Genomic DNA, 24,525 nt, shown 5'->3' on the forward strand with positions numbered 1-24,525 from the left:
TTTACTAATTGAAGTAAAAATTTAGCGTATATTAAAATTGAATATTCAAATTTATCTTTACAATCATTTTTTTATATGCTAATTTTGTTGTGAGTTGTATCCAAAATTCATTTGAAGGAGAGCAGCTTAAAATTTTTTGTATAACACGGAGAGCAGGGCTGAAAGAAAGGAAGGTGCAGCTCCAAAATGAAAGCCCTTACAAAAATGTTTTAAGTAGGCACAGGTCCAAAAACCAATAAGGGGGTTCTTTAGATGAAAAAGTATATTCTATCCACGTCACTTTTGATGTCAGCACTTGTATTATCCGCATGTGGGAGTGATGAAGCAGCGACCGATGGAGAAGGCGGTGCAGAGGGTGTCCAGGAGATGACGATCAAATTCTCTCACGTAGTAGCTGAGAATACACCGAAACACCAAGGTGCTCTAGCTATGAAAGAGTATATTGAAACAGAATCCGATGGCGCTATCGAAGTAGAGATTTATCCGAATAGTTCGTTGTTCGGAGATCAGGATGAGTACCAGAACCTGGCCTCGAATAATGTTCAGTTCATTGCACCGGATTTGACGAAGTTTGTCGGAAATAATCCGCAATTCAATGTGCCGGCTCTTCCTTTTATGTTTGATAACGATGAAGAGGCAATTGCATTTTGGGATGGCGAAAAAGGCCAGGAGATTTTGGGGAGCCTGGAAAGCGATGGCGTACTTGGATTATCGATGTGGCCGAACGGCGGTAAGCATATCACCAACAATGAACGGCCAATCGATTCACCGGATGATTTCCAGGGGCTGAAATTCCGTACACAAGGTGGCCAAGTATTGGAAGCTATCTACTCTGCTTTGGGAGCGGGCTCCGAGTCCATTCCGTTCGGCGAACTTTACACAGCGTTGGACCAAGGAGTAGTTGAGGGACAGGAAAATACATTCAGCAATATCGAATCCAAGAAATTTGATGAAGTTCAAGATTACATGACAATCATGAACCATACGCGTGTAGATTATGCAGTTTTCACGAATACAGAGTTCTGGGAAAGCATGAATGATGAAACAAAAGAGATTGTGCAGGCTGGATTGGATGAAGGTACAGCGGTGGCACGTGAGGAAGCAACAAGTCTGAACGAAGAAGCTCTCGAATTGATTCGTGATAGAGGGCTGGTTGAAATCATCGAGTTGACACCAGAACAAATCGAAGAGTTCCGTACAGCATTGGAGCCTATCTACGATGAGTTCGAAGATGAAATCGGCGCAGATGTATACGAAGCGGCACGTGAAGCAGCAGGCCAATAATACTTGAAGAGAACTGAAGAAAGTTGGCTGTCATCATAGCCAGCTTTTTTCAGTTTAATATCCGGCTAAAGATAAGCATCGCTTGAATACAGAATTTTTCACCGCACGGCATCCAGACAAAGAAAAAATAACTAACAGACAGGAGAATGGAATATGAACAAAGAGAAGTTTGAGCAGGGATTGGAAATACGCAAAAGTGTATTGGGTGCAGAATATGTGGAAAAATCGATCCAGAATGCGACGGACTTTAATATGCCGATGCAGGAATTGGTGACGGAATATTGCTGGGGAGAGATTTGGGCGCGGCCAGGCTTGCCGAAAAAGACGCGGAGCATGCTGAATCTCGCTATGATTACGGCATTGAATCGGCCTCATGAATTGAAGCTGCATGTCAGAGGAGCTATCAATAACGGCTTGACGAAAGACGAAATTCAGGAGGTTTTCCTGCAGGCTGCCATATATTGCGGTGTACCAGCGGCGATTGATAGCTTCCGGACAGCAAAAGAAGTATTTGATGAAATGGATAAAGAGCAATAATTCAGTCCATTTTAAACAAAGAGAATCCGTGATAGGAAAATGACGATTGTTACGGATAAAGCGCTGAAAATAGTTGATGCAAGAACAGCTTGAGCCGCAAATGCAGTTTCATTTTCGTATTCCTGTGCAATGATGGCGCTATTTACGGAACTTGGAACGGCGGAAGCGATGAACATCGCTTGAGCTGTAATGGTGTCGACGTTAAGGAATTGAATGATGATAAAGGCGAGAAGCGGGCTGATGATAAGCCTCACACCTACACTCAAGTAGACGGTAACCAAATTTTTAGTGAAATTCAGTTGAACGACTTGCGCGCCAAGGGTCAAAAGAGCCAATGCAATCAAGGCATCTGCAATATAAGAGCCCGGGGTATACAAGAATTGCGGAAGTGTAAGGTCGAAGGCATTCAGGATGAGACCGAAAAACATCGCATAAAGCACCGGCATTTTAAAATAAGGGACGGTAGCCTTAATCTTAGATTTGTCCAGCCGCTGCAAACTGATAATGCCGTAGGAATAGACCAGCAAGTTTTGGAAAGTAAGGACCAATACCTGGACCGCCATTGCGATCGGATCCTGGCGAAATGCCAAGTCATTAACGGAAATGCCGTAATTGCCTGAGTTGTAGAACAAAGAACTATGTGAAAAGGCGATACTGAGCCCTTTGCTGAAACCGAGAAGCTTACTGATTAACTTGGATACAAAATACAAAAATAAAGACAAAAAAATAAAAAACACCAATACTTTAAAAAACATTTCTAAAGCCAAATCAGTTTCGTAAAGACGGATAAAAATTAAACCTGGCACCAAATAATAGATATTGATTTTTGCCAGCGTATTCAAATCAAAATGGAATTTCAAATGCAAAAATGCCCCTAATCCAATCAAAATGAGAATGGGGACGATGATATTCAAGAATATATTGAAAATCTCCATAACACTCTCTCCTTTCCTTCATTAAGCAATCTGCCCGATTCTTGTTTCTGTACAATATACACCATTAAGAAAATTATACCAATCAATTTTGGGACTGAGGTGAATCAAAATGAAACTGCCAAAAAAAGTGAAGATAAACGAAGTGGTATTAAGGGATGGACTGCAGTTGGAAGACAAAGTACTGACTGTGGACGAAAAAAAAGCCTTATTTGATCAATTGGTGAAAGCCGATCTTCGAACACTGGAATTCGGTTCTTTCGTCCATCCGAAGTTGGTTCCGCAAATGGCAAACAGTGGTGAATTGTTTGAGCTGATTTCAAAAAATTCGAATCAACTCGAACTGATTGCCCTAATCCCGAATTTGAAGGGAGCAAAGAATGCAAAGGAAAAAGGTGTAGAAAGGTTGAATTTCGTCTTTTCGGCAAGTGATACACATAACCAGCAAAACGTCCAGAAAAGTACAGAAGAATCTTTGGAGGAACTCAAAGGAATTCTTATATATTGCGAAGACCATGGAATGTTAGTGAATGTATCGGTTGCCACGACTTTCGGCTGTCCGTTTGAAGGTGAAGTGAGCAAGGGCAGAATCGAGTGGATCCTGGAACAATTGGTGCCGTTGAATGTGGAGACCATTACGCTCGCAGATACTACGGGCATGGCCAATCCGCAGCAAGTCTACGATTTAGTGTCGGAGATGACAACCAAATTTCCGGAACAATCGTTCAATCTTCATTTCCATAATACAAGGGGCATGGGGCTTGCCAATATGCTGGGGGCTATGCAGGCGGGCATCACGAGTTTCGATGCTTCTTTAGGCGGTCTTGGCGGCTGCCCATTCGCCCCGGGTGCAACAGGCAATATCTGCACAGAAGATGTGGTCCACATGTTGCATAGCATGGGAATCGAGACCGGGCTGTCACTTGAGAAATTGATGGCTGCTTCAAAAACGCTTCAACAATATGTTGGCCACGAAACACCCAGCTACGTTCTGAAAGCAGGCCCATACGACCGGAAATATCCAGTTCCGGCAAAGAAATAGAACGTTTAGAGATGATTTGGAGGATGCGACCATGACCAATTGGGAAACCTTGAACTTAAATGAAGAAAACCGTGCCGAAAATGTTTTTGTGATTGAATTGAACAGGCCTGATGCGATGAACTCGCTGAATACGAAAATGGGCATCGAGCTGATTGAATGCTTGAAATCGCTGGAGCAGGAAAAGGAATTGCGGGTTCTGGTGCTCACTGCCAAAGGGGAGAAAAGCTTTTGTGCAGGTGCGGATTTAAAGGAACGGAAAGGGATGACCAATGAACAATGGAAACAGCAGCATGACATTTTTGAAGATGCCTATGAACTGCTGCGGAACTTCAAGTTTCCTGTCATTGCAGCCGTCAATGGCTTTGCTTTAGGCGGCGGTATGGAGATGCTGCTGAGCTGCGACCTCCGCTATGCAGCGGCACACGCTAAGATGGGATTGCCTGAAGTGAAACTCGGCATCATCCCGGGTGTAGGCGGAACGCAATTATTGCCGCGTGCCATCCCAGTCGGATTGGCAAAAGAGATGCTGTTTAGAGGAAATCAGGTGGATGCAGCCAAAGCATTGGATGTCGGTATATTGAACGGCGTCTTTTCGAAAGAAGAGCTGATGCCGAAGACGCTGGAAGTGGCGAAGGAAATTGCGGAAAATGCGCCGTTATCCCTGCAATCCATTAAAAAATCCATCTCTACTGGCCTTCATACGGACATCAATACGGCGCTATCGATTGAACTTGATCAATATTATAAATGTGCAAATTCAGCGGATCGCCTCGAGGGTGTTTTGGCTTTCAATGAAAAACGGAAGCCGGAATGGCAAGGGAAATAACAAAGTGCTGATGCGTTAACGCGTTAGTGGAAGGAGAACCTAAAATGGAATTAAGCAGGCAATTGGCGAGGTACAGTTTGGAGCTTTCATACGATGAGTTGCCGGAAGAAGTAGTAGAGTTTACGAAATTGTGCATTCTTGACTATTTTGGATCAGCGATTGCGGGATCGGATAAAAGCCCAGTTCAAATGGTCAGCGATTTAGTCAGTGAAATGGGTGGCCTTGATCAGGCGAAGCTTGTTACCGGAGGGAAATCAAGTGCCATTCATGCGGCTTTGGTGAACGGAGCGGCAAGCCATGTAATGGAACTTGATGACATCCATAAAGGGTCCATTGTACATGCGGCAACTGTTGTTATTCCCGCGGCACTTGCGATTGCGGAATGGAAGAAATTAAGCGGGAAAGAACTGATCACGGCAGTAGTGGCGGGATATGAAGTCTGTTTCAGAATCGGCGAAGCAGTATCGCCTTCCCATTATTATTACTGGCACAACACAGCGACCTGCGGAACTTTTGGTGCTGCAGCAGCAGCCGGAAAACTGCTTGGTTTAACGGAAGATGAAATGGTCAACGCCTTAGGGAATGCAGGTTCCCAAGCTGCTGGATTATGGGAATTCATCGTCGATGGAGCGATGACCAAGCAGTTGCATACTGGAAAAGCGGCAATGAACGGAACAATGGCCGCGTTATTGGCAAAAAAGGGCTTTACGGGACCGAAGAAGATCCTTGAAGGCGACCGCGGCTTTTTTAATGCCATGAGTGAAGAGCATGATGCTTCAAGAATAACGGAAAATCTGGGTCAGGAGTTCAAGATTTTGGAGAATTCCTTTAAGGTCCATGCCTCATGCCGCCATACCCATCATGCGGTCGATCTGCTGATCGATGTCTTTAAGGAACAGAACCCCGCATTGGAGGATATCGAATCAGTGGAAGTGGATTCCTATCAAGTTGCGCTTACGATTACGGATGATCCTGATCCACAGACAGAGTATGCCGCTAAATTCAGTCTCCAATTCTGTTCGGCATTGGCCTTATTGAATGGCCGTGCGAGTCTGGATGATTTCAACGGGGACAAGTTATGGGATGAAGATATTCGGTCGCTGGTGAAAAAAGTGAATGTCCACACGGATCCTACAATTGATGGCGGTTATCCGAAGCAGTGGGGAGCTGCGGTGAGTGTTCTGTTGAAGAATGGGGAGAAAATCAGCAAGCAAACTGATTTTCCTAAAGGCGACCCTGAAAATGCAGTAACTTCAGAAGAACTGCTTGAAAAATTTATGGGAATGGCCACGAAGTTACCTATTGAACAGCGACAGACATTAGCGAAAAGCTTGATGGACTTGGAATCAACAGAGAATATCGGCAATTTGATGGATACCTTGTAAAACGGTTTTTTCCACGCTTGAACCGGAAGCAGAATAAAAAAGAATTCATGCAAAGAGGGCGTCTTTATGGAACAGAACAGGGAGCAAAAAATGGAGATTGCAAAACTGCAAAAGCAATTGGAATCCCTCAATCCTGTTGAATTGGAGCAGGCTGCCTATTTATTGTCGCTCGTGCAGGAGCCGCAGGCTGATTCAACCGGAAATGCTGTACCCATGCATTTTCTTGGGCGTTTTTTAGGGATGGTGCAAAATCAGGACGGAACGACAGAGATGGCATTGGGTTTTCAAAACGAAAATACCTATGGCGTGGCGCAAGGAGGTTCCATTTATACATTGGCCGATGTCGCAATCGGTTTTAGTATTCTGCAGAATTTAACAGAGGGTGAGAAAGTCTTCACTTTGGAACTGAAAGTGAATTTTATTGAAAAAGGCCAAGGTTCCCATTTGATTGCGACACCTCTTATTTTAAGGCAAGGCAGAAGCACGGTCGTTTCTGAATGTTCCATTCACGACGTCTCAGGGAAATTAGTGGCGAAAGCGCTGGGTACTTTTTATATCAGTGGAACGACAAAAAGAAAGGAGGGAGACAGATGAATGAAATCGCCTACGAAAAAATTGTAGAAGAAGTAAAAGCCATGTGCATGGAGTCTAATTACAATCTTGGAGAAGATGTCTACTCGGCATTTAAACAGGCATTGCAGACGGAACGTTCAGAAACCGGCAGGGAAGTGTTGACGCAGCTGATTGATAACGCTGATATCGCCAAAGCAGAAAGGGTTCCTATGTGCCAGGATACCGGAACGGCAGTCTTTATGGTCGAGGTTGGCCAGGATTGCCATATTGTCGGTGGAAGATTGGTGGATGCCATCAATGAAGGAGTGGAAAAAGGCTATGGAGAAGGCTATTTAAGAAATTCCATGGTCTGCAATCCGATGAACCGGAAAAATACCGGCAACAATACACCAGCCATTGTCCATATCGATTTGGTTGAAGGGGAAGAACTGACACTCCATATGACAGCCAAAGGCGGCGGGGCTGAAAACATGAGTGCACTGAAGATGCTCAAGCCATCTGATGGAATGGAAGGGGTTAAGGATTATATTTTATCCATCGTTAAAGAAGCAGGGCCTAATGCCTGTCCGCCACTGGTAGTCGGCATTGGAATCGGTGGGAATTTCGAGCGCTGCGCTTTTTTGGCGAAAAAGTCATTGTTCCGTCCTTTAGGCGTGCGTCATGAAGATCCGGCAGTTGCGGAGCTTGAGCAGGAATTGATGGAACAAATCAACCGCCTCGGCATCGGCCCCCAGGGAATGGGCGGCAGCACGACCGCACTGGATGTAAAAGTGGAACTCGAGTCCTGCCATATTGCGGCTTTGCCGGTGGCTGTCAATTTGAACTGCCATGCGAGCCGCCACCAAACGATTAGAATGAAGTGAGGTGAAAGTGGATGCAGAAGAAAATCAACCTGCCTTTACGGGACGAAGACATTGAATCGCTGAAAGCAGGAGACCGCGTATTGCTTTCCGGTATCGTCTATACAGCAAGGGACGCAGCCCATAAGCGAATGGTGGAACAGGAGAAAGAAGGAACGCCGCTTCCCGTTGAGCTGGATGGCCAGGTTTTGTATTATACGGGACCGACTCCTGCAAAACCTGGAGAAGTAATCGGTTCGGCGGGTCCGACAACGAGCGGCAGAATGGATCTGTATACGCCAGCTCTTCTTGAAAAGGGATTGAAGGGAATGATCGGCAAAGGGTATCGAAGTGAAGAGGTCATCGCTTCCATGCTCCAACATCAAGCGGTTTATTTTGGTGCTGTCGGTGGTGCTGCAGCGCTGATTGCCCGCTCAATCAAAAAAGCGGAAGTCGTCGCCTATGAAGATCTGGGTACAGAAGCTATCCGGAAACTGACCATTGAAGATTTTCCGGTATTTGTCATCAATGATATCCATGGGGGTGATATCTATAAGGATGGGGTTGCAAAATACAGGCAGTAATCGATAAACGACGGTACCTAAGGGGGCAGCAAAGATGAAAGCAGGAATTATCGGATTGGGTAATATGGGTGGCCGTATGGTGAAAAGGCTGCTGGAGCAAGGGGTCGAAGTGGGCGTTTTTGACGTCAATAAAGAGTTCGTCCAAAAATTCGTGGAGCTTGGTGCAAAAGAAGCTGGAAGCCCCGCAGATTTAGCAGAGAAATATTCATACATCCTGACAGTCTTGCCGAATGTATTCATTGTTAAAGAAACGTTGACCGGTCCGGAAGGATTGATGGAAGGTATGGATTCAGACAGCCTGCTGATCGAAATGACGACGTCCATTCCTTCTGTAACAAAGGAACTGAGTGCCTTGATGAAAGAAAAAGGTCTGAAAATGATTGATGCCCCCGTGAGTGGTGGAGTCAAAAAGGCCGAAGAAGGCACTCTGTCCATTATGGTTGGCGGCGAAGAAGCCGATTTTGAAAGAGCAAAACCACTGCTTGAATGCATGGGAGCCAATATTTTTCACGTCGGCGAAGCAGGGGCGGGCCATACCATAAAGGCGTTGAACAATATGATTTCCGCAACAACATTAGCGGCTACGGGAGAAGCGATGGCGCTTGGCGTCAAATTGGGTCTTGATCCTGAAAAGATGCTGAACGTCATCAACGCCAGCACCGGCAGAAGCTTTTCCAGCGACTTTAAATTTCCCAATCAAGTGCTGACGCGGAAATTCGAGGTTGGTTTTACGTTGGATCTGATGGTCAAAGATCTGAAGATTGCGATGGCGATGGCGGAGGAAGAAAAAGTGCCGATGTTCATTTCCAGCGCATCGTTCCAACTTTGGAAACATGCTTGGTCCCAAGGCGGCGGTGATCAGGATCATACCGCCATTGTGAAATATATCGAAGAAATGTTCTCGGTGGAAATCAAAGGGTCCTGATCAACCCGATACTCGAAGGTGGTTTTTAATGATAAAATGCAATTATTCTTTCCTGCAGTTGAAGGAGAACGTGTTTAAGGGGTGCCATATGGAAAAATTTAAATTAACAGAGCAGGATAGAGCCACTTTGCAATATAAAGTGACGAATAAACTGAGGGAATTGATACTCAAAGGCGAATTCAAAATGGGCGAGCGATTGATGCAGGAGGAATGGGCACAAAAGTTGGGCGTCAGCCGGATGCCTCTTAGAGAAGCATTGCGTCAGCTGGAAGTGGAAGGTTTGGTCAGAATCGAGCCAAGAAGAGGGGCAGTGGTCACGCCGATTTCCACAGAGGATATTGAAGAAATCTATCAATTAAGAGCTCTCTTGGAAGGACAGGCAGTTGTAAAGTCGCTCCCTTATTTAGGCGATGAAGAAATTGAGGAACTCCAAAATCTATACAATGAAATGATCAAACTGAAAGCCGATGAAAACGATGTTGAAATCTTTATGAAATTGAACGCTGAGTTTCACCGGATTTTAAGGGAGAGCTGCCCTTGGAGAAGGATCCAGGGGTTTATTGAAACTTTATGGAAAGGAATTCCTCCCTATACACCAAGCCTGCTGTCGAACCATCTGGCGGATTCGCATGAAGAACATCGCTTAATGCTGGAATACGTCAAACAGAAAGACGAAGTCCAGTTAAGGAGAATCACTGAAAAGCATATTCTGAGAACGAAAGAAAACTTGATTGAGATGATGATGAAAGAGTAAAGGAATTTATTTGTTGAATGTTTGATAAAGGGAGAGGGGCAGACAGTATGAAGCAAATCGAGTTAGCGGTTATTCCAGGAGATGGCATCGGAAAAGAGGTGGTTCCGGAGGCATTGCGTGTCCTGGATGTGATAGCAGAAATCCACGGTGGATTAAAGTTCAACTCAATCCACCACCCATGGAGCTCGGAATATTATGTCCAACATGGAATAATGATGCCGGAGGATGGCTTGAGCCAAATCGCACAAAGTGATGCGGTTTTCCTGGGGGCTGTCGGCGACCCCGCATTAGTGGCTGACCATATTTCACTGGGAGGGTTGCTGCTGAAAATCCGCCGGGAATTTCAGCAGGTCATCAATATCCGGCCTGCCAAGCAGCTTAAAGGCATCGTCTCCCCTTTAGCGAATCCCCGGGACTTCGATATCATGATTGTCCGTGAAAACAGCGAAGGTGAATACAGCAGTATTGGCGGCAGAGTCCACAGCGGAGAAGATGAAATAGTCATCCAAAATGCGGTGTTCACCAAAAAAGGAGTTTCCCGTGTCATCGAGTATGCATTTGAATTGGCAAAACAACGTAACGGAAGGGTGACGAGTGCCACCAAATCCAATGGAATCGTCCACTCCATGCCATTTTGGGATGAAGTCTTCAAAGAGGTCGCAACCAATTATGAAGAAATTCAAACCAATAGCGAGCACATTGATGCACTCTCTGCTTTTTTCATCACTAAGCCTCAGACGCTGGATGTTGTAGTAGCCAGCAATTTATTCGGCGATATCTTAAGCGATATCGGCGCTGCCATAATGGGCAGCATCGGAATAGCGCCGGCAGGAAATATCAATTTAAATGGCAAATACCCATCCATGTTCGAACCGGTTCATGGCTCAGCACCGGATATTTTCGGCAGAGGGATCGCTAATCCCATCGGGCAGATCTGGACAGCCAAAATGATGCTCGACCATTTCGGAGAACTGGAAATGGGCACGTTATTGCTCGAAGCTATCGAAGATTCCATGCAATCCGGCATCAAGACGGCGGATATTGGCGGCAGCTCTTCAACTTCCGAGGTAACCGATGAAATAATTGCCAACCTGAGAAAACAGTAAGTATTCGGGGCTTGCTGCACAAGGTAACTGCTGCCTTTTTAAAAGAACTAAATTTTCTGAAAAATATTTTACAATAGCCCAATCATTTAGTAAGATGAGAATTAAATTAATATTGTATCCAATATCCAGAGATTGGAGAGAACGCAATGAATCCAGCACGCTCCTATTTATTTGTTCCAGCTAGAGATCTTTCTATTATAAAGAAAGCGTTCTCATCTATCGCTGACGTTGTCATCTTGGATTTAGAGGATGCTGTGGCCATCTCGGAAAAGCAAACGGCGCGGAAAATAATGAAAGAGGCGCTGGAGACGCATCAAGATGAAAACAGGGTTATGGTCCGAATCAACAGTCTGGACACCGACCTATGGGAAGCCGATTTAGAAGGGGCGATCCGCAGTGGAGCTGGTGGAATTATGGTTCCAAAAGCAGAAAGTGAACAGGACATGCAAAAGGTCTGCCATAGAATAAGGGAGATCGCCGGGGACAAAATAGTTGATGTGATTCCCTTGATAGAAAGTGCGCGGGGGATTCAGTTTGCGTATGAGATTGCATCCGCGGATCCACTGATTTCGGCTCTGGCTTTCGGGTCAATCGATTTTTCCTTGGATATCGAATGTGAACTTACACCTGAAGGGCTGGAATTGTTGTATGCCCGTTCCCAATTGGTGATCGCTTCAAAAGCAGCAGGAATCGGCTCGCCGATCGATGCGGTCTATCCTGATTTAACGGATGAAGCCGGACTTGAAAAACAAACGGTTTTTGCTAAACAGCTGGGTTTCAAGGCGAAACTGGTCATCCATCCGAAACAATTGGGAGTTGTCCATCAAGTGCTTTCGCCTTCAGAGGAAGAACTTGCCTTGGCTGGAGAAATCGTCAAAGCATTTGAACAAGCTGAAAAAGCAGGCGAGGCTTCGATTAAAGTCGGTGGACAGTTTGTCGATTATCCTGTCTATAAAAAAGCTAAACGAATCCTGCAGAATAGAGGCTATTAAACAATCTAACCATTAAAAATGATGAGGTGAGCAAAGTGAAAATAGTGAAAATCGATGTCAAGACAGTACCGATCAGCAGTCCTATCCGCAACGCTTATATAGATTTCAGTAAAATGACCACTTCGGCTCTGGCGATCACCACTGATGTCGTCAAAAACGGGAAACCGGTAGTGGGTTACGGATTTAATTCGAACGGAAGGTATGCGCCCACTTGTTTACTGGAAGAACGCTTTATCCCACGGCTTCTGGAAGCGGATCCGAAAGACATTGTGACAGCTGATGGAGGCAACTTGGACCCCCACAAAATACATAAAATCATCATGTCCAATGAAAAGCCGGGCGGTCATGGCGAGCGCGCAGTTGCGGTGGGCGTCATTGACATGGCGGTCTGGGATGCCGTTGCAAAAATAGAGGAAAAGCCTTTGTATCAGCTGTTGGCGGACCGCTATGGAACCGGGAAAACGGATGACAAGGTCTATATTTATGCGGCGGGCGGCTATTATTTCCCTGATAAAGGCTTGACTGAGCTTCAAGACGAGATGAAAGGCTATTTGGATCTGGGCTACCGTGACGTGAAAATGAAAGTCGGCGGCGCATCATTGAATGAAGACCTGCAGCGAATAGAGGCAGTTCTGGACATTTTGCCAAAAGGCAGCGGCTTGATGGTCGATGCCAATGGCCGCTTCGATTTGGACTATGCCATTGAGTTTGGTGAAAAAGTAAAAGACTATGAACTGATTTGGTACGAAGAAGCAGGAGATCCATTGGATTATCATTTACAGGCAGAGCTTTCCAAGCGCTATCCGCATGCCTTAGCAACCGGCGAAAACCTGTTTTCACTTCAGGACGCCACGAATTTAATCCGTTACGGAGGGATGGATCCGGAAAAAGATTTTCTGCAATTCGACTGTGCCCTCAGCTACGGGTTGGTGGAATATTTGCGGATCCTCGATATGCTGAAAGAATATGGCTGGTCTTCGCGCCGCTGCATCCCGCATGGCGGCCACCAATTGTCACTTAACATTGCAGCGGGTCTGGAGCTTCACGGCAATGAATCTTATCCAGGGGTATTCGAACCTTTTGGTGGATTTGCGGACCGTTATGCAGTAGAAGCAGGCTATGTCCGGCTTCCCGAAGTGCCAGGAATCGGCTTTGAAGAAAAGGCCAATTTGTATGAACTGTTGCTGACAATCGGCAAGTAAGGATAAAAGTAAGGGGAGGTAAAAACGTGGCAGGCAAAATGGAATTCAATCAGGACATTGCGACTGAATATGACAAAGGGGTGAGACGGACATTACCGACTTACGATCCGATGCTGCGCTTGTCACAAACCTTTCTTCGCAATGCACTTAACGAGCAGGCAGAAGTATTGGTGGTCGGCTGTGGCGGTGGCAATGAATTGAAAGCTTTTGGTGTTCCGAACCAAGGCTGGCGATTTACGGCGGTCGATCCGGCAAAAGCCATGCTGGAAGCAGCGAAAGCCAAAGCGGCACATGTCGGAATCGAAGACCGCATCGAATGGGTGAACGGCACCGTAATGGATGTACCGGCAGCAAAGCACTTTGATGGCGCCACCTGCATCCTGGTCCTGCACTTTGTCCCAGAGATAGAAGAAAAAAAGGCGCTGCTGATGAAAATAAGAAGTCATTTGGATTCAGGCGCGCCTTTCGTATTGGTAAGTAAATTCGGAGATCCAGACGATCCCGAATTTAAAGAGCTGGTCGCTTTATGGAAAAACTACTGGCTGGACATGACCAATCTGCCAGAGCAAAAAGTGGAGGAATTGATGAAAGGAACTTTAACGGAATCATCGATTTCAGAATCTCAAATTCGTCAATTGCTGGAGGACTCAGGGTTCCGCCGGATCGCCAACTTCTTTAAGACCAACCATTTTGGTGGATGGATCTGTTATGCGGCTTAAAAAATATAGAGGTATCTTTTGTCTGTTTTAAACGAAACCTGCTCGGCTGTGAAAAAGGAGGTAAGGAAGCATGAAAAGCAATCCGGTGGAAAGCAGGAGGACGCTCCTGTTTATAGGAGTAGCTGTTTTGGGTTTCCTTGCTGTCTATTTTTTATTGCCAGATGAATTTTCCTACGCCGCTAAAGTGATGACCAGCATCATTACGCTCGGGATTATCCTATGGTCATTGGAACCGATCCCGATCGGGTTGACTGCCTTGATCATTCTATTGTTGATGCTGCTATTCGGTATTGCAGATTCGTCGGTTATCTTCAGCGGATTTGCGTCACCGGCAACTTATTTGATCGTCGGAGGCATGATGCTTGCCACAGCGGTCAATGAAACGGCCTTGATCAAACGGATGAGCTATACCATCCTGAAAAAATGGGGCGGCCGCTCAGCTGGCTTGCTCGGCAGTATCATCATCATTCAACAGATCCAGGCATTTTTTATCCCTTCCACTGCTGTCCGGTCTGCCCTGATTCTGCCGGTTTCAACCATGATCATTGAAACGACCCACGCCGAGCCAGGCGGGAATTTGCGGAAAATGATCATGCTCGGTGTCGCTTTCGGCGGCATCATCAGCGGAACGTCTGTCATGACTGCGGCAATCGGCAATATTTTGACGGTGGAACTGCTCAATCGTTTTGCGGGAATCAATATCACGTATTTCGAGTGGTTCTATTACACTTTCCCTATCTGGCTGATATTGATTCCGGCAATATGGCTCATGCTGTTGAAAGTTTTTCCATTGCCGGAAGAGCAGAGCTATTTTCCGGCAATCAAAGAAGAAATGACCGAAAAGCTGAAAGAGTTAGGACCCGTCAATGCCCGAGAAATTCGTTGCTTGGCTATTCTGTTGACGATTGTGATCTTTTGGCTGACTGAGCCTCTTCATGGTCTGCATCCAAGCGTTCCCGCACTAGCCGGTGTGGTGTTGATGGCATTGCCCATTATCGGCGTCGCTGCATGGGAGCCTGTCGTCCGCATCAACTACAATACCGTTTTGTTGATCAGCGTCACCTTATCGATGGGCTATACATTTGTGGATTCAGGCGCTGCAACCACCATCAGCCAATACTTGAGTGTCGGTTGGTTTATGCAGCTTATTCAAAATCCATTTTCTGCCGTGGTGGTCGTCATTGTCCTGGCTCAGATTTTCCATAAAATGATTTCCAATGTTGCCACCGCTGTTGTTGTCCTGGTGCCGATCGTCATCAGTGTAGCCCAAAATGCGGGAATCAATCCCCTGGCCATTGCTTTTACAACAGGCTTGACCTGTCTTTTCGGATTTGTCCTGATTGTTGAATCCATGCCGAACCTGATTGCCCACAGCACGGGAATGATTTCCCAGAAAGATTTTTTGAAACCTGGTTTATACGCTACTGTCATTTCAATGGCGGCAACTGTTCTGGTCGCCGCCACTTGGTGGAATTGGATTGGGTTGATATGATTTTGCCCAGTTTGAAAAGATGGATTTTCTGTTCATCAATCGAATCAACAAGGAGGAATTCATATGTTGCCATTGGAAGGCATTACCGTCGTTTCTTTGGAGCAGGCTGTTGCAGCACCTTTTGCAACTAGGCAATTAGCCGATTTGGGTGCCCGGGTCATCAAAGTGGAACGACCGGGAGTGGGTGATTTCGCCCGGAATTATGATAAGACTGTGAAAGGACTGGCCAGCCACTTTGTCTGGATCAATCGCTCCAAAGAGTCGTTGGCGCTGGACCTTAAGCAGGAAGAGGCCAAAGAGGTACTGCATAAATTATTGGAAAAGGCCGACGTTTTCCTTCATAACCTGGCGCCTGGCGCAGTGGATCGCCTTGGATTCAGCGCTGAGGAATTGAAGGTGAAATATCCGAAGCTGATCATCTGCTCCATTTCGGGATATGGCACCTTCGGCCCGTATACCAATAAAAAAGCTTATGACTTACTGATCCAATGCGAAGCAGGCCTGGTTTCCGTAACCGGGACGGAAGATACCCCTTCCAAAGCCGGAATCTCCATTGCAGATATTGCGGCGGGAATGTATGCCTATACCGGGGTGTTGACCGCCATCATCTCACGCTACAAAACAGGGAAAGGTGCGATTATTGAAGTGTCCATGCTGGAAGCGCTGGCGGAATGGATGGGTTATCCGCTCTATTATTCCGCTTACGGAGACAATGAACCGCCGCGGACCGGAGCAAGCCACGCTACAATTTATCCGTATGGCCCTTTTGAAGCGGGGGATGGCAAAATGGTCTTCATGGGGATCCAAAACGAACGGGAATGGGTGGAATTCTGTGAAAGGGTTTTGGATAACCCTGAGCTGGCGGTTGACCCTTTGTTCAACAGCAATTCCCAGCGGGTGGTCAATAAAACAGCACTGAAAACCATCATTGAAGACGTATTTCAAGGAATGGATTCCGGGCAGGCCATCGAACGGCTGGAACAGTCCCGGATCGCCAATGCACGCCTCAATACCATGAACGAACTTGTCGACCACCCGCAATTAGCGGCACGCGACCGCTGGCGGGAAGTGGATTCGCCAGTGGGGAAATTGAAGGCGCTTATCCCGCCGGTCACTTCAGATGAAGTCGATACCGTCATGAATCCGATACCGGAAGTCGGGGAACATACGCATTCCATTTTGTCGGAGTTTGGATTTTCTGAACAGCAAATAACTAAGTTGACCACACAATGAAAAGGCAGCATTCGAAAGGGGAAAATGGAAATGGCGAAATTAACGCAGCAGGAAAGAGAACAATTACGGCAGGAAGTGCGGAAACTGTGTTCAGAATTCCCGAATTCCTATTGGAGAAAGCTGGACCTTGAGCGGGAGTACCCTTACGAATTTGTGGATGCGTTGACAAAAAGCGGCTATCTTTCCGCATTGATTCCTGAACAGTATGGCGGCAAAGGATACGGCATGACAGAAGCGACCATCATTCTGGAAGAGATTAACCGCTCCGGGGGCCACGCCGCTGGCTGCCATGCCCAGATGTATACAATGGGTGCCTTATTGAAGCATGGCAGTGAAGAGCAGAAACAACAGTATCTGCCCGGCATCGCAGATGGCTCGATTCGCTTCCAGGCTTTCTCGGTGACGGAAGAGAAAGCCGGCTCCAATACCACCGCAATCGAAACCTTCGCTGAAAAAACAGCAGATGGCTACCGGGTCAACGGCCATAAAAACTGGACCAGCCGGCTTTTGCAATCCGATTTGTTGATGTTGCTGGCACGCACGACGCCGCTTGCGGATGTGGGGGAAAAGAGGGCTGAAGGGCTTAGCCTGTTCCTCGTCGATTTGCGGATCATCCGCGAACAGCAGCCCGAATCCTTGGTAGTGGAACCGGTTCGGGCCATGTTCAATTACGCAACCAATCAAGTTTGGTACAAGGATATGGAAATTCCGGCCGAATGCCTGATCGGGGAAGAAGGCAAAGGGTTCCGTTATGTATTGGACGGGATGAACGCAGAGCGGACCTTATTGGCAGCGGAAGCGATTGGCGATGGTTATTTCTTCATCGACAAAGCCACCAGCTATGCCAATGAACGGGTAGTATTCAACCGGAAGATCGGAGAAAATCAAGGCATCCAATTCCCGATTGCCCGGGCTTATGCAGCGATCAAAGCCGCTGATTTGATGCGCTACGAAGCGGCAAAAAGATTTGACGAAAATGAGAAATTCGGTGAACAGGCCAACTTGGCGAAATTTCTGTCAAGTGAAGCAAGCTGGCAGGCGGCCAATGTCTGCCTGGATACATTCGGAGGCTATGGATTCGTCGATGAGTATGACGTCGAGCGGAAATTCAGGGAGACCCGGATGTACCAAGTAGCACCCGTCAGCAACAATATGATTTTGGCTTATCTCGGCCAGAATGTACTGAAGATGCCGCGCTCCTATTAATAGCCATAAGAAAAAGACGGCAGAAATTTTTCTGGCGTCTTTTTTGCGTCTATAAGAATGTTTACTTCTTACGTTATTTCAAAGCAGAGGGCTGAACCCCTTCCGGAATCGGACAGGTATAAGGCTCTTTCGCACGCTTCGCTTCGTGTTCAGCTTTGATCGCCTGCAGGTCTCTAGGGTTATTGAACAAATGGATGGCGGTATTCGCCATGGCCTCAGAGGACAAGAGCATGCCGCTGTGTGCAAATGAACTGATGCCTTGCGTCACCATCTGCCATGTGTGAAGAGGCGTGCCGAGGGCCGATGTGGCCGTTGTCACTTGAGCAGTTGGAACAATCCAGCTGACATCCGAAACGTCGGTGGAACCTGCCATAACTTCATCCGAAGGGACATATTCAGAAATCACATCCGCAAGATATTTTCCTTCGAACTCGCTGCCATCTCCGCTGTAGCCAAAAGTTTTCATGCCGGCGAGAAAATTATTTTTTTCTCCTTCAGATAAAGTCTGCCAAATTCCGGCAGCGAATTCCTTTTCTTCTTCAGTGGGCTGGACTGCTCCGGCTTCCTGCAATTTCTCATTTAGAATCGCCTCCAATGTCCGGTTCGGTTCATAGTTGGAGCAGGCTTTATCGAAGACGATCGTCATATCGGTTTCTGTCATCAATGCAGCACCTTCCGCGATTTTGCAGACGCGTTTGTAGATTTCATCGACTTGCCCCACTTTCGGCGCACGGATCAAATACAGAACCTCCGCTTCCGACTGGACAACATTTGGTGAAAATCCGCCGCTGTTGGTGATGGCGTAATGCATCCGTGCCTCCTGGACGACATGTTCGCGCAAGTAATTGGCGCCGACATTCATCAGTTCTACCGCATCCAATGCACTGCGTCCTAAATGCGGTGAATTTGCTGCGTGCGAAGCCACTCCTTTGAAACGGAAATAGACTTGATAATTGGCGAGGCTCGATAAGCTCATGATGGAATTGGCATAGGAAGGGTGCCAGGTCAAAGCGACATCCAAACCATCGAAGGCGCCTTCACGTACCATGAAGGTTTTGCCGGAGCCGCCTTCTTCAGCGGGACAGCCGTAAAATTTCACGGTTCCGTCGATTTTATTTTCAGTGAGATAAGCTTTGACGGCATATGCCGCTGCAAGTGAACCGGTGCCGAGCAGGTTGTGGCCGCAACCGTGGCCGATGCCACCTGGTACCAAGGGCTCTTGCTGTGTAGAGTTCGCTTTTTGGCTGAGGCCGGAAAGGGCGTCGAATTCACCTAGAAATCCGATGACCGGCTTTCCTTCTCCATAGGTTGCCACAAATGCGGTTTCAATGCCGGCTACTCCGCGTTCGACTGAAAATCCCTCTTTCTCCAGTTCATCAGCTAAGAAAGCAGCGGACTCAAATTCTTCGTAGCGCGTTTCAGGATGTTCCCACACGTATTGGCTGATTGATTCGAAGTGGTCTCTGTTGCTTGATAAGTAGTTAGTGACAGAAGAGTTAATTGCCATGTCAATTCCTCCTTTGAAATAAATTCATAATCATTATAACAAAAATATGTTCTTTTCCGGAAATGAGGTTGAATTGGTCCACTTCACCGAATTATGAAAATATTTTTTCGTTTTTATTAGAGCATGGGGCTTCTGGGTTTGTGAAAGATGGAAACGTTTGCAAAGAAGTCTAAATATTTTTTATATATTGACAACGTATTTTAGGCTGTATATGATGGAGTCAATTCAAATATACAGATTAACTATATTGATGGAGATACGCTTTATGCAGGGGAATCTCAAGAGAGCTGATGGTTGGTGAAAATCAGTGGTTTCGGCATTTGGCAGCACTTCTGAATAGATGGATTGAATACCCCAGTAGGTCCATCCGCTTCATGTCCGTTACGCATGTGAACCAATGAGACTGTCAGTTTTTTGACGGTGAATTAGGGTGGTACCGCGAAATGGAAGACTCTTCGCCCCTTGCATCTTTATGTAAGGGCGGAGAGTCTTTTTTGTCGTCTTTATACAATCACTGCCCGCAAAAGCGGGGAAATCGAGAGGGGAATGAAATCATTATGCTGACTGACCAACAAATTTTACGAATCCCAGGACCAACGCCAATTCCACCGAGTGTCCAACGTGCAATGGCACAACCGATGATCGGCCACCGTGGACAGAGTACATCCGAAATGATCAGTGACATCAGACCGAGATTGAAACGCGTTTTTGGAACCAAGCAGGAAGTTGTCATTTTGACGGGGAGTGGGACTGCGGGGCTGGAAACCGCAGTGGTTAATACAGTTGCTCCTGGTGAAGAAGTTTTGGTTCTCGTAACCGGTGCATTCGGTGATCGTTTTGCGAAGATTTGTAAAGCATATGGTATTCACACCCACGTTTTCGAAGTGGAATGGGGTCTTGCAGTCGATCCGGAAGCTGTAAAGAATTTTCTTGTGGAACATCCTGAAATTAAGGTAGTCTTCTCCACCTTCTGTGAAACTTCCACTGGCGTGCTGAACCCGATCAAGGAATTGGCAGCAGCTGTCAAAGAAGTATCTGAGGCGCTCGTCATTGTAGATGGTGTATCTTGTGTGGCGGGAACGGAAACCCAAATGGATAAATGGGGAATCGATGTTGTAGTCACCGGTTCACAAAAAGCCTTTATGCTTCCGGCAGGCCTATCATTCGTAGCGGCAAGTGACCGTGCATGGAAGAAGATCGAAGCGAACCCCCAGCCACGTTTTTACCTGGACCTTAAAAAACACAGAGACAATATTCTAAAAGACACAACGCCGTTCACTCCGGCTCTGTCGATTTTATTCGGATTGCAGCAAGTACTCCAATTGCTGGAGGAAGAAGGATTGGAAGCAGTATACGCAAGACATCACTTGATGAAGGATATGACCCGTGCTGCGTTTAAAGCATTGGGCATTCCGTTACTGACTTCTGACAAAGATGCATCACCGACAGTTACAGCCGTGAAACCGGATGATTTTGATGCGGAAGAATTCCGTAAAGTGATGAAGAAGGAATTTGCATTAGAAGTGGCTGGGGGCCAACAGCATCTGGCGAAAAAGATTTTCCGCATCGGCCACATGGGCTATTGTTCTCCGGCAGATATGCTGCAGACAATTGCCGCAATGGAAATCGGATTGGTCAAAGTAGGAAAAGAAATCGAACTCGGTAAAGGAATTGCCGCTGCACAGCAAGTCTTTTTAACAGAAGGGAAGAAAACCAAATGACTTTTCATGTATTGATCAGCGATCCACTCAGCGAAGAGGGGATTTATCCCCTGCGCCAGGCAAACGGCGTAAACATCGTCATGGAAACCAACTTAACTCCGGAACAATTGGGAGAGCGCATTGATGGGTTTGATGCCCTGCTTGTCCGTAGCCAGACCCAGGTGACACGGGAACTGATTGAAAAAGCATCAAACTTGAAAATTATCGGACGTGCAGGTGTCGGCGTCGACAATATCGATCTGGAAGCTGCTACAGAACATGGCATCATCGTCGTCAATGCGCCGGATGGCAATACCAACTCGGCCGCTGAGCATACCATGGCGATGCTGATGTCTATGGCACGCAAAATTCCACAGGCGTTCCACGCGCTGCGCAATCAAAAATGGGATCGTAAATCATATGTCGGCGTGGAATTGAAGAACAAAACACTTGGAGTTGTCGGCTTTGGCCGAATCGGACAGGAAGTGGCAGCACGTGCAAAAGGACAGCGGATGAACGTCATTGCCTATGATCCATTCTTGACTGCTGAAAAAGCGGAAAAGCTGGGTGTGGATTTTGGATCAGTGGAAGATGTTCTGAAAGTGGCGGATTTTGTTACTGTCCATACGCCTTTGCTGAAAGAAACCAAGCACTTGATCAATAAAGAAGCCTTTGAAATCATGAAAGACGGCGTCCAGATCGTCAACTGTGCACGCGGCGGCATCATCGATGAAAACGCATTGTTCGACGCAGTGAAATCAGGGAAAGTAGCCGGCGCTGCACTTGACGTTTTTGAACAGGAACCGATGATTGACTTCCGACTATTGGATTTACCGGAAATTATCGCAACGCCTCATCTGGGCGCCAGCACATTTGAAGCTCAGGAAAGTGTAGCTGTAGATGTCAGCATGGACGTGGTCAGCTACTTCACGACTGGAACTGTCCGAAACTCAGTGAACCTGCCGTCAGTACCGAAAGAGATCATGAAGAAAATCGAACCTTACTTTGATTTGTCAGAGCGTTTGGGTGCCTTTTTAACTGATTTAAGCGGTGCGGCCGCAGAGGAAGTTACGGTTCGCTATGCTGGAGATTTGGCTAATATGGAAGTGGGGCCATTGACGCGCAATATGCTGAAAGGCATGCTGAAGCGCCATCTTGGCAAGCACGTCAACGATGTCAATGCAATGTATATCGCCAATCAAAAAGGAATTGTGGTCAGCGAACAAAAGACTACGGAATCGAAAGGGTTTACGAGCCTGATCACTGTGGAAGTGAAAACAGCAAAAGGCACAAGAAAAGCCGCTGGAACGCTGTTGAATGGACAAGGTGCACGTATCGTTAAAGTGGATGATTATTTGGTGGATGTAGTGCCGGAAGGCCATCTGCTGTATGTTCGCCACAATGACCGTCCAGGCGTCATCGGGCGTGTCGGAACTTTGCTTGGCCAGGAAAACGTCAACATTGCGACGATGCAGGTTGGGCGCTCGAATGTCGGTGGAGACGCCATTATGATGTTATCGATTGATAAGCCTGCAGAATCAAGCAGCCTGGAGCAATTATCGAAACTGGATGAAATCCAGGGAGTCACACCCATCAACCTATAAGAAACACAAAAGAGGTCCTCATAGCGAGGACCTCTTTTGTGTTTAAATTTGTTCCAGCAGTTGAAGCAATTCCTCCAAATGCTGGATTTCGTATGTTGGGATGATGGATTCATGGGGAGCTTTTTGTTCCCGGTTGACCCAGACGGAGCGAATCCCTGCTTTTTCAGCACCAATAATATCTGTCATGAGGTTATCACCGACCATCAGCACGTCATCAGCAGAAAAATCGAATTTCGATAAGGCATGATGGAAGATGTCCGGATCTGGTTTGCCTTTACCGAACGCGCCAGAGATGACGATGTGATCAAAGTAAGGAGCGATTTCCGGTGTGATTTCAAGTTTGGTCTGCTGAAGGCTTGGCGAACCGTTGGTCAATAAAAGCAATTGATAATGGCCTTTTAAATCTTCCAGCACTTTTAAACTTTCTTCGTAGAGGATCGGGTTTCTTTTGCGCGCTTCGGGGAAGTATTCCGCAAGTTGAGCTCCAATGTCAGGGCTGTCGATGCCGATTTTTTTCAGTCCGGCTGTCCAGGATTCGCGGCGATATGCCGGTACAATGGTTTTCATCTGCTGAAAATCAGTTCCTTCATCGTCAAAATTCCCCCATAATCCTTCGAAAGGATTGATGCCGATCATCTTGGTGAATTCATATGTATTGTATCCTGCATAAAGCTCGGTCGCTGCAGCTCTTACCGCTTCTTCCAAACCTGGACAGTCCTGGCCTGTCAATTCTTCAGCCAACTGGCAGGTTTCCTCGAATGCTTTTTCAACACTTTTTTTATCCCATAATAAGGTATCATCCAAATCGAAAAAAATCGCTTTGACCATCGCTGTGAGCTCCTCCTGACAATATCTTTACTTTGTTCTAGTGTACTGGAAAAACGAATAAAAACATAGGCAGTTCAGAGTTCTGTCACTGAAAAGAATAAGGTGCAGGTGATATGATAGGGGCAAGGAGTGAATGCAATGACAATAAGCAATTCGACTATGCTTTTATTGGAAGAAGCCACTGACTATATAGAGATCTGCTGCTACGAATTAGGGAAGAGTGAGCGTCAGAAAGCTGACAGGCTGCTCGAGGTTATAGAGGAAATTGAAACCACTGGAACTTATACCCATACTTTTGAAGAACTGGAGCATGGAGCACGTATGGCATGGCGAAATAATAACCGCTGCATCGGTCGATTGTTCTGGAATTCACTGACGGTTTTTGACGAACGGCATCAAACGACTGTAGAAGGGATTTTTGATGCCTTGATCCAGCACATCGACTATGCTTCGAATAACGGCAAAATCCGTCCAGCCATAACGGTGTTCCGTGCTGAGCAGGAAAATGGAGAATCCATGCGTTTATGGAACCATCAACTGATCCGTTATGCGGGATACGAAACTGCAGAAGGCATCATCGGTGATCCAGGTTCAGTGGAATTCACGAAATATTGCCAGGAACTTGGTTGGCAGGGAGCTGGAACGGCTTTCGATGTTTTGCCTTTAGTGATTCAGCTGCCAGGAGACGTGCCTTTTCTGAAAGCGATTCCGGAGCAGTCGATCATGGAGGTCGACATCACCCATCCCGAAATTCCAGCATTTTCACAACTCGGCATCAAATGGTATGGAGTTCCCATCATTTCAGATATGAAGCTGGAAATCGGGGGCATTGCATACAAGATGGCTCCTTTTAACGGCTGGTATATGGGAACTGAAATCGGCGCCAGAAATCTGGCAGACGAAGACCGCTATAACTTCCTGCCCGCTGTAGCGGGACTCATGGAATTGAATACGCAATCGAACCGTTCGTTATGGAAAGACAAAGCTTTAGTCGAATTGAATATTGCTGTCCTGGAATCGTTCCAAGAAGCAGGTGTGACGATCGTCGATCATCATACAGCAGCCAAGCAATTCAAGAATTTCGAGAAAAAAGAAGAAGTGGAAGGGCGGGATGTTACCGGAAACTGGGTCTGGTTAATCCCGCCGATGTCTCCGGCTACGACCCATATTTTCCACAAGCCCTACAAGAACGATCTGGTTAAGCCAAATTATTTCCATCAAAAAGCTCCCTATCAATCATAAGGAGAGGATACTG

Annotated in this window: 23 protein-coding genes and 1 other annotated feature; of the genes, 20 read left to right on the forward strand and 3 right to left on the reverse strand. The window is 46.6% G+C overall.

Features of this window, described 5'->3' with window-relative positions; all coding sequences use genetic code 11:
* Positions 1-252 precede the first annotated feature (252 nt).
* Both Q0785_RS00545 and pcaC read left to right on the forward strand, forming a co-directional pair.
* Positions 253-1,284, forward strand: coding sequence for a DctP family TRAP transporter solute-binding subunit (locus tag Q0785_RS00545; protein ID WP_298823749.1), 1,032 nt, complete (start codon positions 253-255; stop codon positions 1,282-1,284).
* Positions 1,285-1,437: 153 nt separating this feature from the next.
* On the forward strand, positions 1,438-1,821 hold the full coding sequence (gene pcaC, locus Q0785_RS00550; protein WP_298823751.1) for a 4-carboxymuconolactone decarboxylase: 384 nt from the start codon (positions 1,438-1,440) through the stop codon (positions 1,819-1,821).
* Between the two features lie 11 nt (positions 1,822-1,832).
* Here pcaC and Q0785_RS00555 read toward each other — a convergent pair whose 3' ends face one another.
* Positions 1,833-2,756, reverse strand: coding sequence for an AEC family transporter (locus tag Q0785_RS00555; protein ID WP_298823753.1), 924 nt, complete (start codon positions 2,754-2,756; stop codon positions 1,833-1,835).
* 109 nt (positions 2,757-2,865) lie between these two features.
* On the opposite strand from Q0785_RS00555, the gene Q0785_RS00560 reads away from it, so the two are divergent.
* From Q0785_RS00560 to Q0785_RS00630, 15 genes are all read left to right on the forward strand, one after another.
* Entirely contained in the window at positions 2,866-3,795 is a 930-nt protein-coding gene (locus Q0785_RS00560) for a hydroxymethylglutaryl-CoA lyase (protein WP_298823754.1), read from the forward strand.
* A 31-nt stretch (positions 3,796-3,826) separates the two neighbouring features.
* On the forward strand, positions 3,827-4,621 hold the full coding sequence (locus Q0785_RS00565) for an enoyl-CoA hydratase-related protein (protein ID WP_298823755.1): 795 nt from the start codon (positions 3,827-3,829) through the stop codon (positions 4,619-4,621).
* 44 nt (positions 4,622-4,665) lie between these two features.
* Positions 4,666-6,006 (forward strand): MmgE/PrpD family protein, encoded by a 1,341-nt coding sequence (locus Q0785_RS00570; protein WP_298823756.1) that lies wholly within the window; start codon positions 4,666-4,668, stop codon positions 6,004-6,006.
* A gap of 66 nt (positions 6,007-6,072) precedes the next feature.
* Positions 6,073-6,600: a PaaI family thioesterase gene (locus Q0785_RS00575; protein WP_298823757.1), complete on the forward strand. Its 528-nt coding sequence runs from the start codon at positions 6,073-6,075 to the stop codon at positions 6,598-6,600.
* Positions 6,597-7,442, forward strand: a complete 846-nt coding sequence (locus Q0785_RS00580) for a fumarate hydratase (RefSeq protein ID WP_298823758.1) — start codon at positions 6,597-6,599, stop codon at positions 7,440-7,442. The genes Q0785_RS00575 and Q0785_RS00580 overlap by 4 nt, the downstream gene beginning before the upstream one ends.
* Positions 7,443-7,453: 11 nt before the next feature.
* Complete coding sequence (locus Q0785_RS00585) at positions 7,454-8,002, forward strand: Fe-S-containing hydro-lyase (protein WP_298823760.1); 549 nt, start codon at positions 7,454-7,456, stop codon at positions 8,000-8,002.
* A 34-nt stretch (positions 8,003-8,036) separates the two neighbouring features.
* Complete coding sequence (locus Q0785_RS00590) at positions 8,037-8,927, forward strand: NAD(P)-dependent oxidoreductase (RefSeq protein WP_298823762.1); 891 nt, start codon at positions 8,037-8,039, stop codon at positions 8,925-8,927.
* An 88-nt stretch (positions 8,928-9,015) separates the two neighbouring features.
* Positions 9,016-9,681 carry a GntR family transcriptional regulator gene (locus Q0785_RS00595; protein WP_298823764.1) on the forward strand — a complete coding sequence of 222 codons (666 nt, stop codon included), beginning with the start codon at positions 9,016-9,018 and terminating at the stop codon, positions 9,679-9,681.
* Positions 9,682-9,728: 47 nt separating this feature from the next.
* The gene (locus tag Q0785_RS00600; protein WP_298823766.1) at positions 9,729-10,787 is read left to right on the forward strand and encodes a tartrate dehydrogenase; all 1,059 of its coding nucleotides are present in this window, start codon (positions 9,729-9,731) and stop codon (positions 10,785-10,787) included.
* Positions 10,788-10,933: 146 nt separating this feature from the next.
* Positions 10,934-11,779: a CoA ester lyase gene (locus Q0785_RS00605; RefSeq protein WP_298823768.1), complete on the forward strand. Its 846-nt coding sequence runs from the start codon at positions 10,934-10,936 to the stop codon at positions 11,777-11,779.
* A gap of 35 nt (positions 11,780-11,814) precedes the next feature.
* Complete coding sequence (locus Q0785_RS00610; RefSeq protein WP_298823770.1) at positions 11,815-12,981, forward strand: mandelate racemase/muconate lactonizing enzyme family protein; 1,167 nt, start codon at positions 11,815-11,817, stop codon at positions 12,979-12,981.
* Between the two features lie 26 nt (positions 12,982-13,007).
* Complete coding sequence (locus Q0785_RS00615; RefSeq protein ID WP_298823772.1) at positions 13,008-13,700, forward strand: class I SAM-dependent methyltransferase; 693 nt, start codon at positions 13,008-13,010, stop codon at positions 13,698-13,700.
* Positions 13,701-13,770: 70 nt separating this feature from the next.
* Positions 13,771-15,192 carry a DASS family sodium-coupled anion symporter gene (locus Q0785_RS00620; protein WP_298823774.1) on the forward strand — a complete coding sequence of 474 codons (1,422 nt, stop codon included), beginning with the start codon at positions 13,771-13,773 and terminating at the stop codon, positions 15,190-15,192.
* 63 nt (positions 15,193-15,255) lie between these two features.
* Complete coding sequence (locus Q0785_RS00625) at positions 15,256-16,425, forward strand: CaiB/BaiF CoA-transferase family protein (RefSeq protein ID WP_298823776.1); 1,170 nt, start codon at positions 15,256-15,258, stop codon at positions 16,423-16,425.
* Between the two features lie 30 nt (positions 16,426-16,455).
* Positions 16,456-17,631, forward strand: a complete 1,176-nt coding sequence (locus tag Q0785_RS00630; protein ID WP_298823778.1) for an acyl-CoA dehydrogenase family protein — start codon at positions 16,456-16,458, stop codon at positions 17,629-17,631.
* A gap of 73 nt (positions 17,632-17,704) precedes the next feature.
* On the opposite strand, the gene Q0785_RS00635 is transcribed toward Q0785_RS00630, so the two are convergent.
* Complete coding sequence (locus tag Q0785_RS00635) at positions 17,705-19,138, reverse strand: M20 family metallopeptidase (RefSeq protein ID WP_298823780.1); 1,434 nt, start codon at positions 19,136-19,138, stop codon at positions 17,705-17,707.
* Between the two features lie 238 nt (positions 19,139-19,376).
* Positions 19,377-19,604 (forward strand) — a binding site (T-box leader).
* 91 nt (positions 19,605-19,695) lie between these two features.
* Here Q0785_RS00635 and Q0785_RS00640 point away from each other — a divergent pair.
* Positions 19,696-20,859, forward strand: coding sequence for an alanine--glyoxylate aminotransferase family protein (locus Q0785_RS00640; protein WP_298823782.1), 1,164 nt, complete (start codon positions 19,696-19,698; stop codon positions 20,857-20,859).
* Positions 20,856-22,442: a phosphoglycerate dehydrogenase gene (serA, locus tag Q0785_RS00645; RefSeq protein WP_298823784.1), complete on the forward strand. Its 1,587-nt coding sequence runs from the start codon at positions 20,856-20,858 to the stop codon at positions 22,440-22,442. The genes Q0785_RS00640 and serA overlap by 4 nt, the downstream gene beginning before the upstream one ends.
* 42 nt (positions 22,443-22,484) lie before the next feature.
* Here serA and Q0785_RS00650 read toward each other — a convergent pair whose 3' ends face one another.
* Positions 22,485-23,270 (reverse strand): HAD family hydrolase, encoded by a 786-nt coding sequence (locus Q0785_RS00650; RefSeq protein WP_298823786.1) that lies wholly within the window; start codon positions 23,268-23,270, stop codon positions 22,485-22,487.
* Between the two features lie 138 nt (positions 23,271-23,408).
* On the opposite strand from Q0785_RS00650, the gene Q0785_RS00655 reads away from it, so the two are divergent.
* Positions 23,409-24,512, forward strand: coding sequence for a nitric oxide synthase oxygenase (locus tag Q0785_RS00655; RefSeq protein ID WP_298823788.1), 1,104 nt, complete (start codon positions 23,409-23,411; stop codon positions 24,510-24,512).
* Positions 24,513-24,525: the final 13 nt, after the last annotated feature.

Origin of the sequence: uncultured Planococcus sp. (assembly GCF_947501725.1) — a bacterium.
GTDB classification, from domain to species: Bacteria; Bacillota; Bacilli; order Bacillales_A; family Planococcaceae; genus Planococcus; species Planococcus donghaensis_C.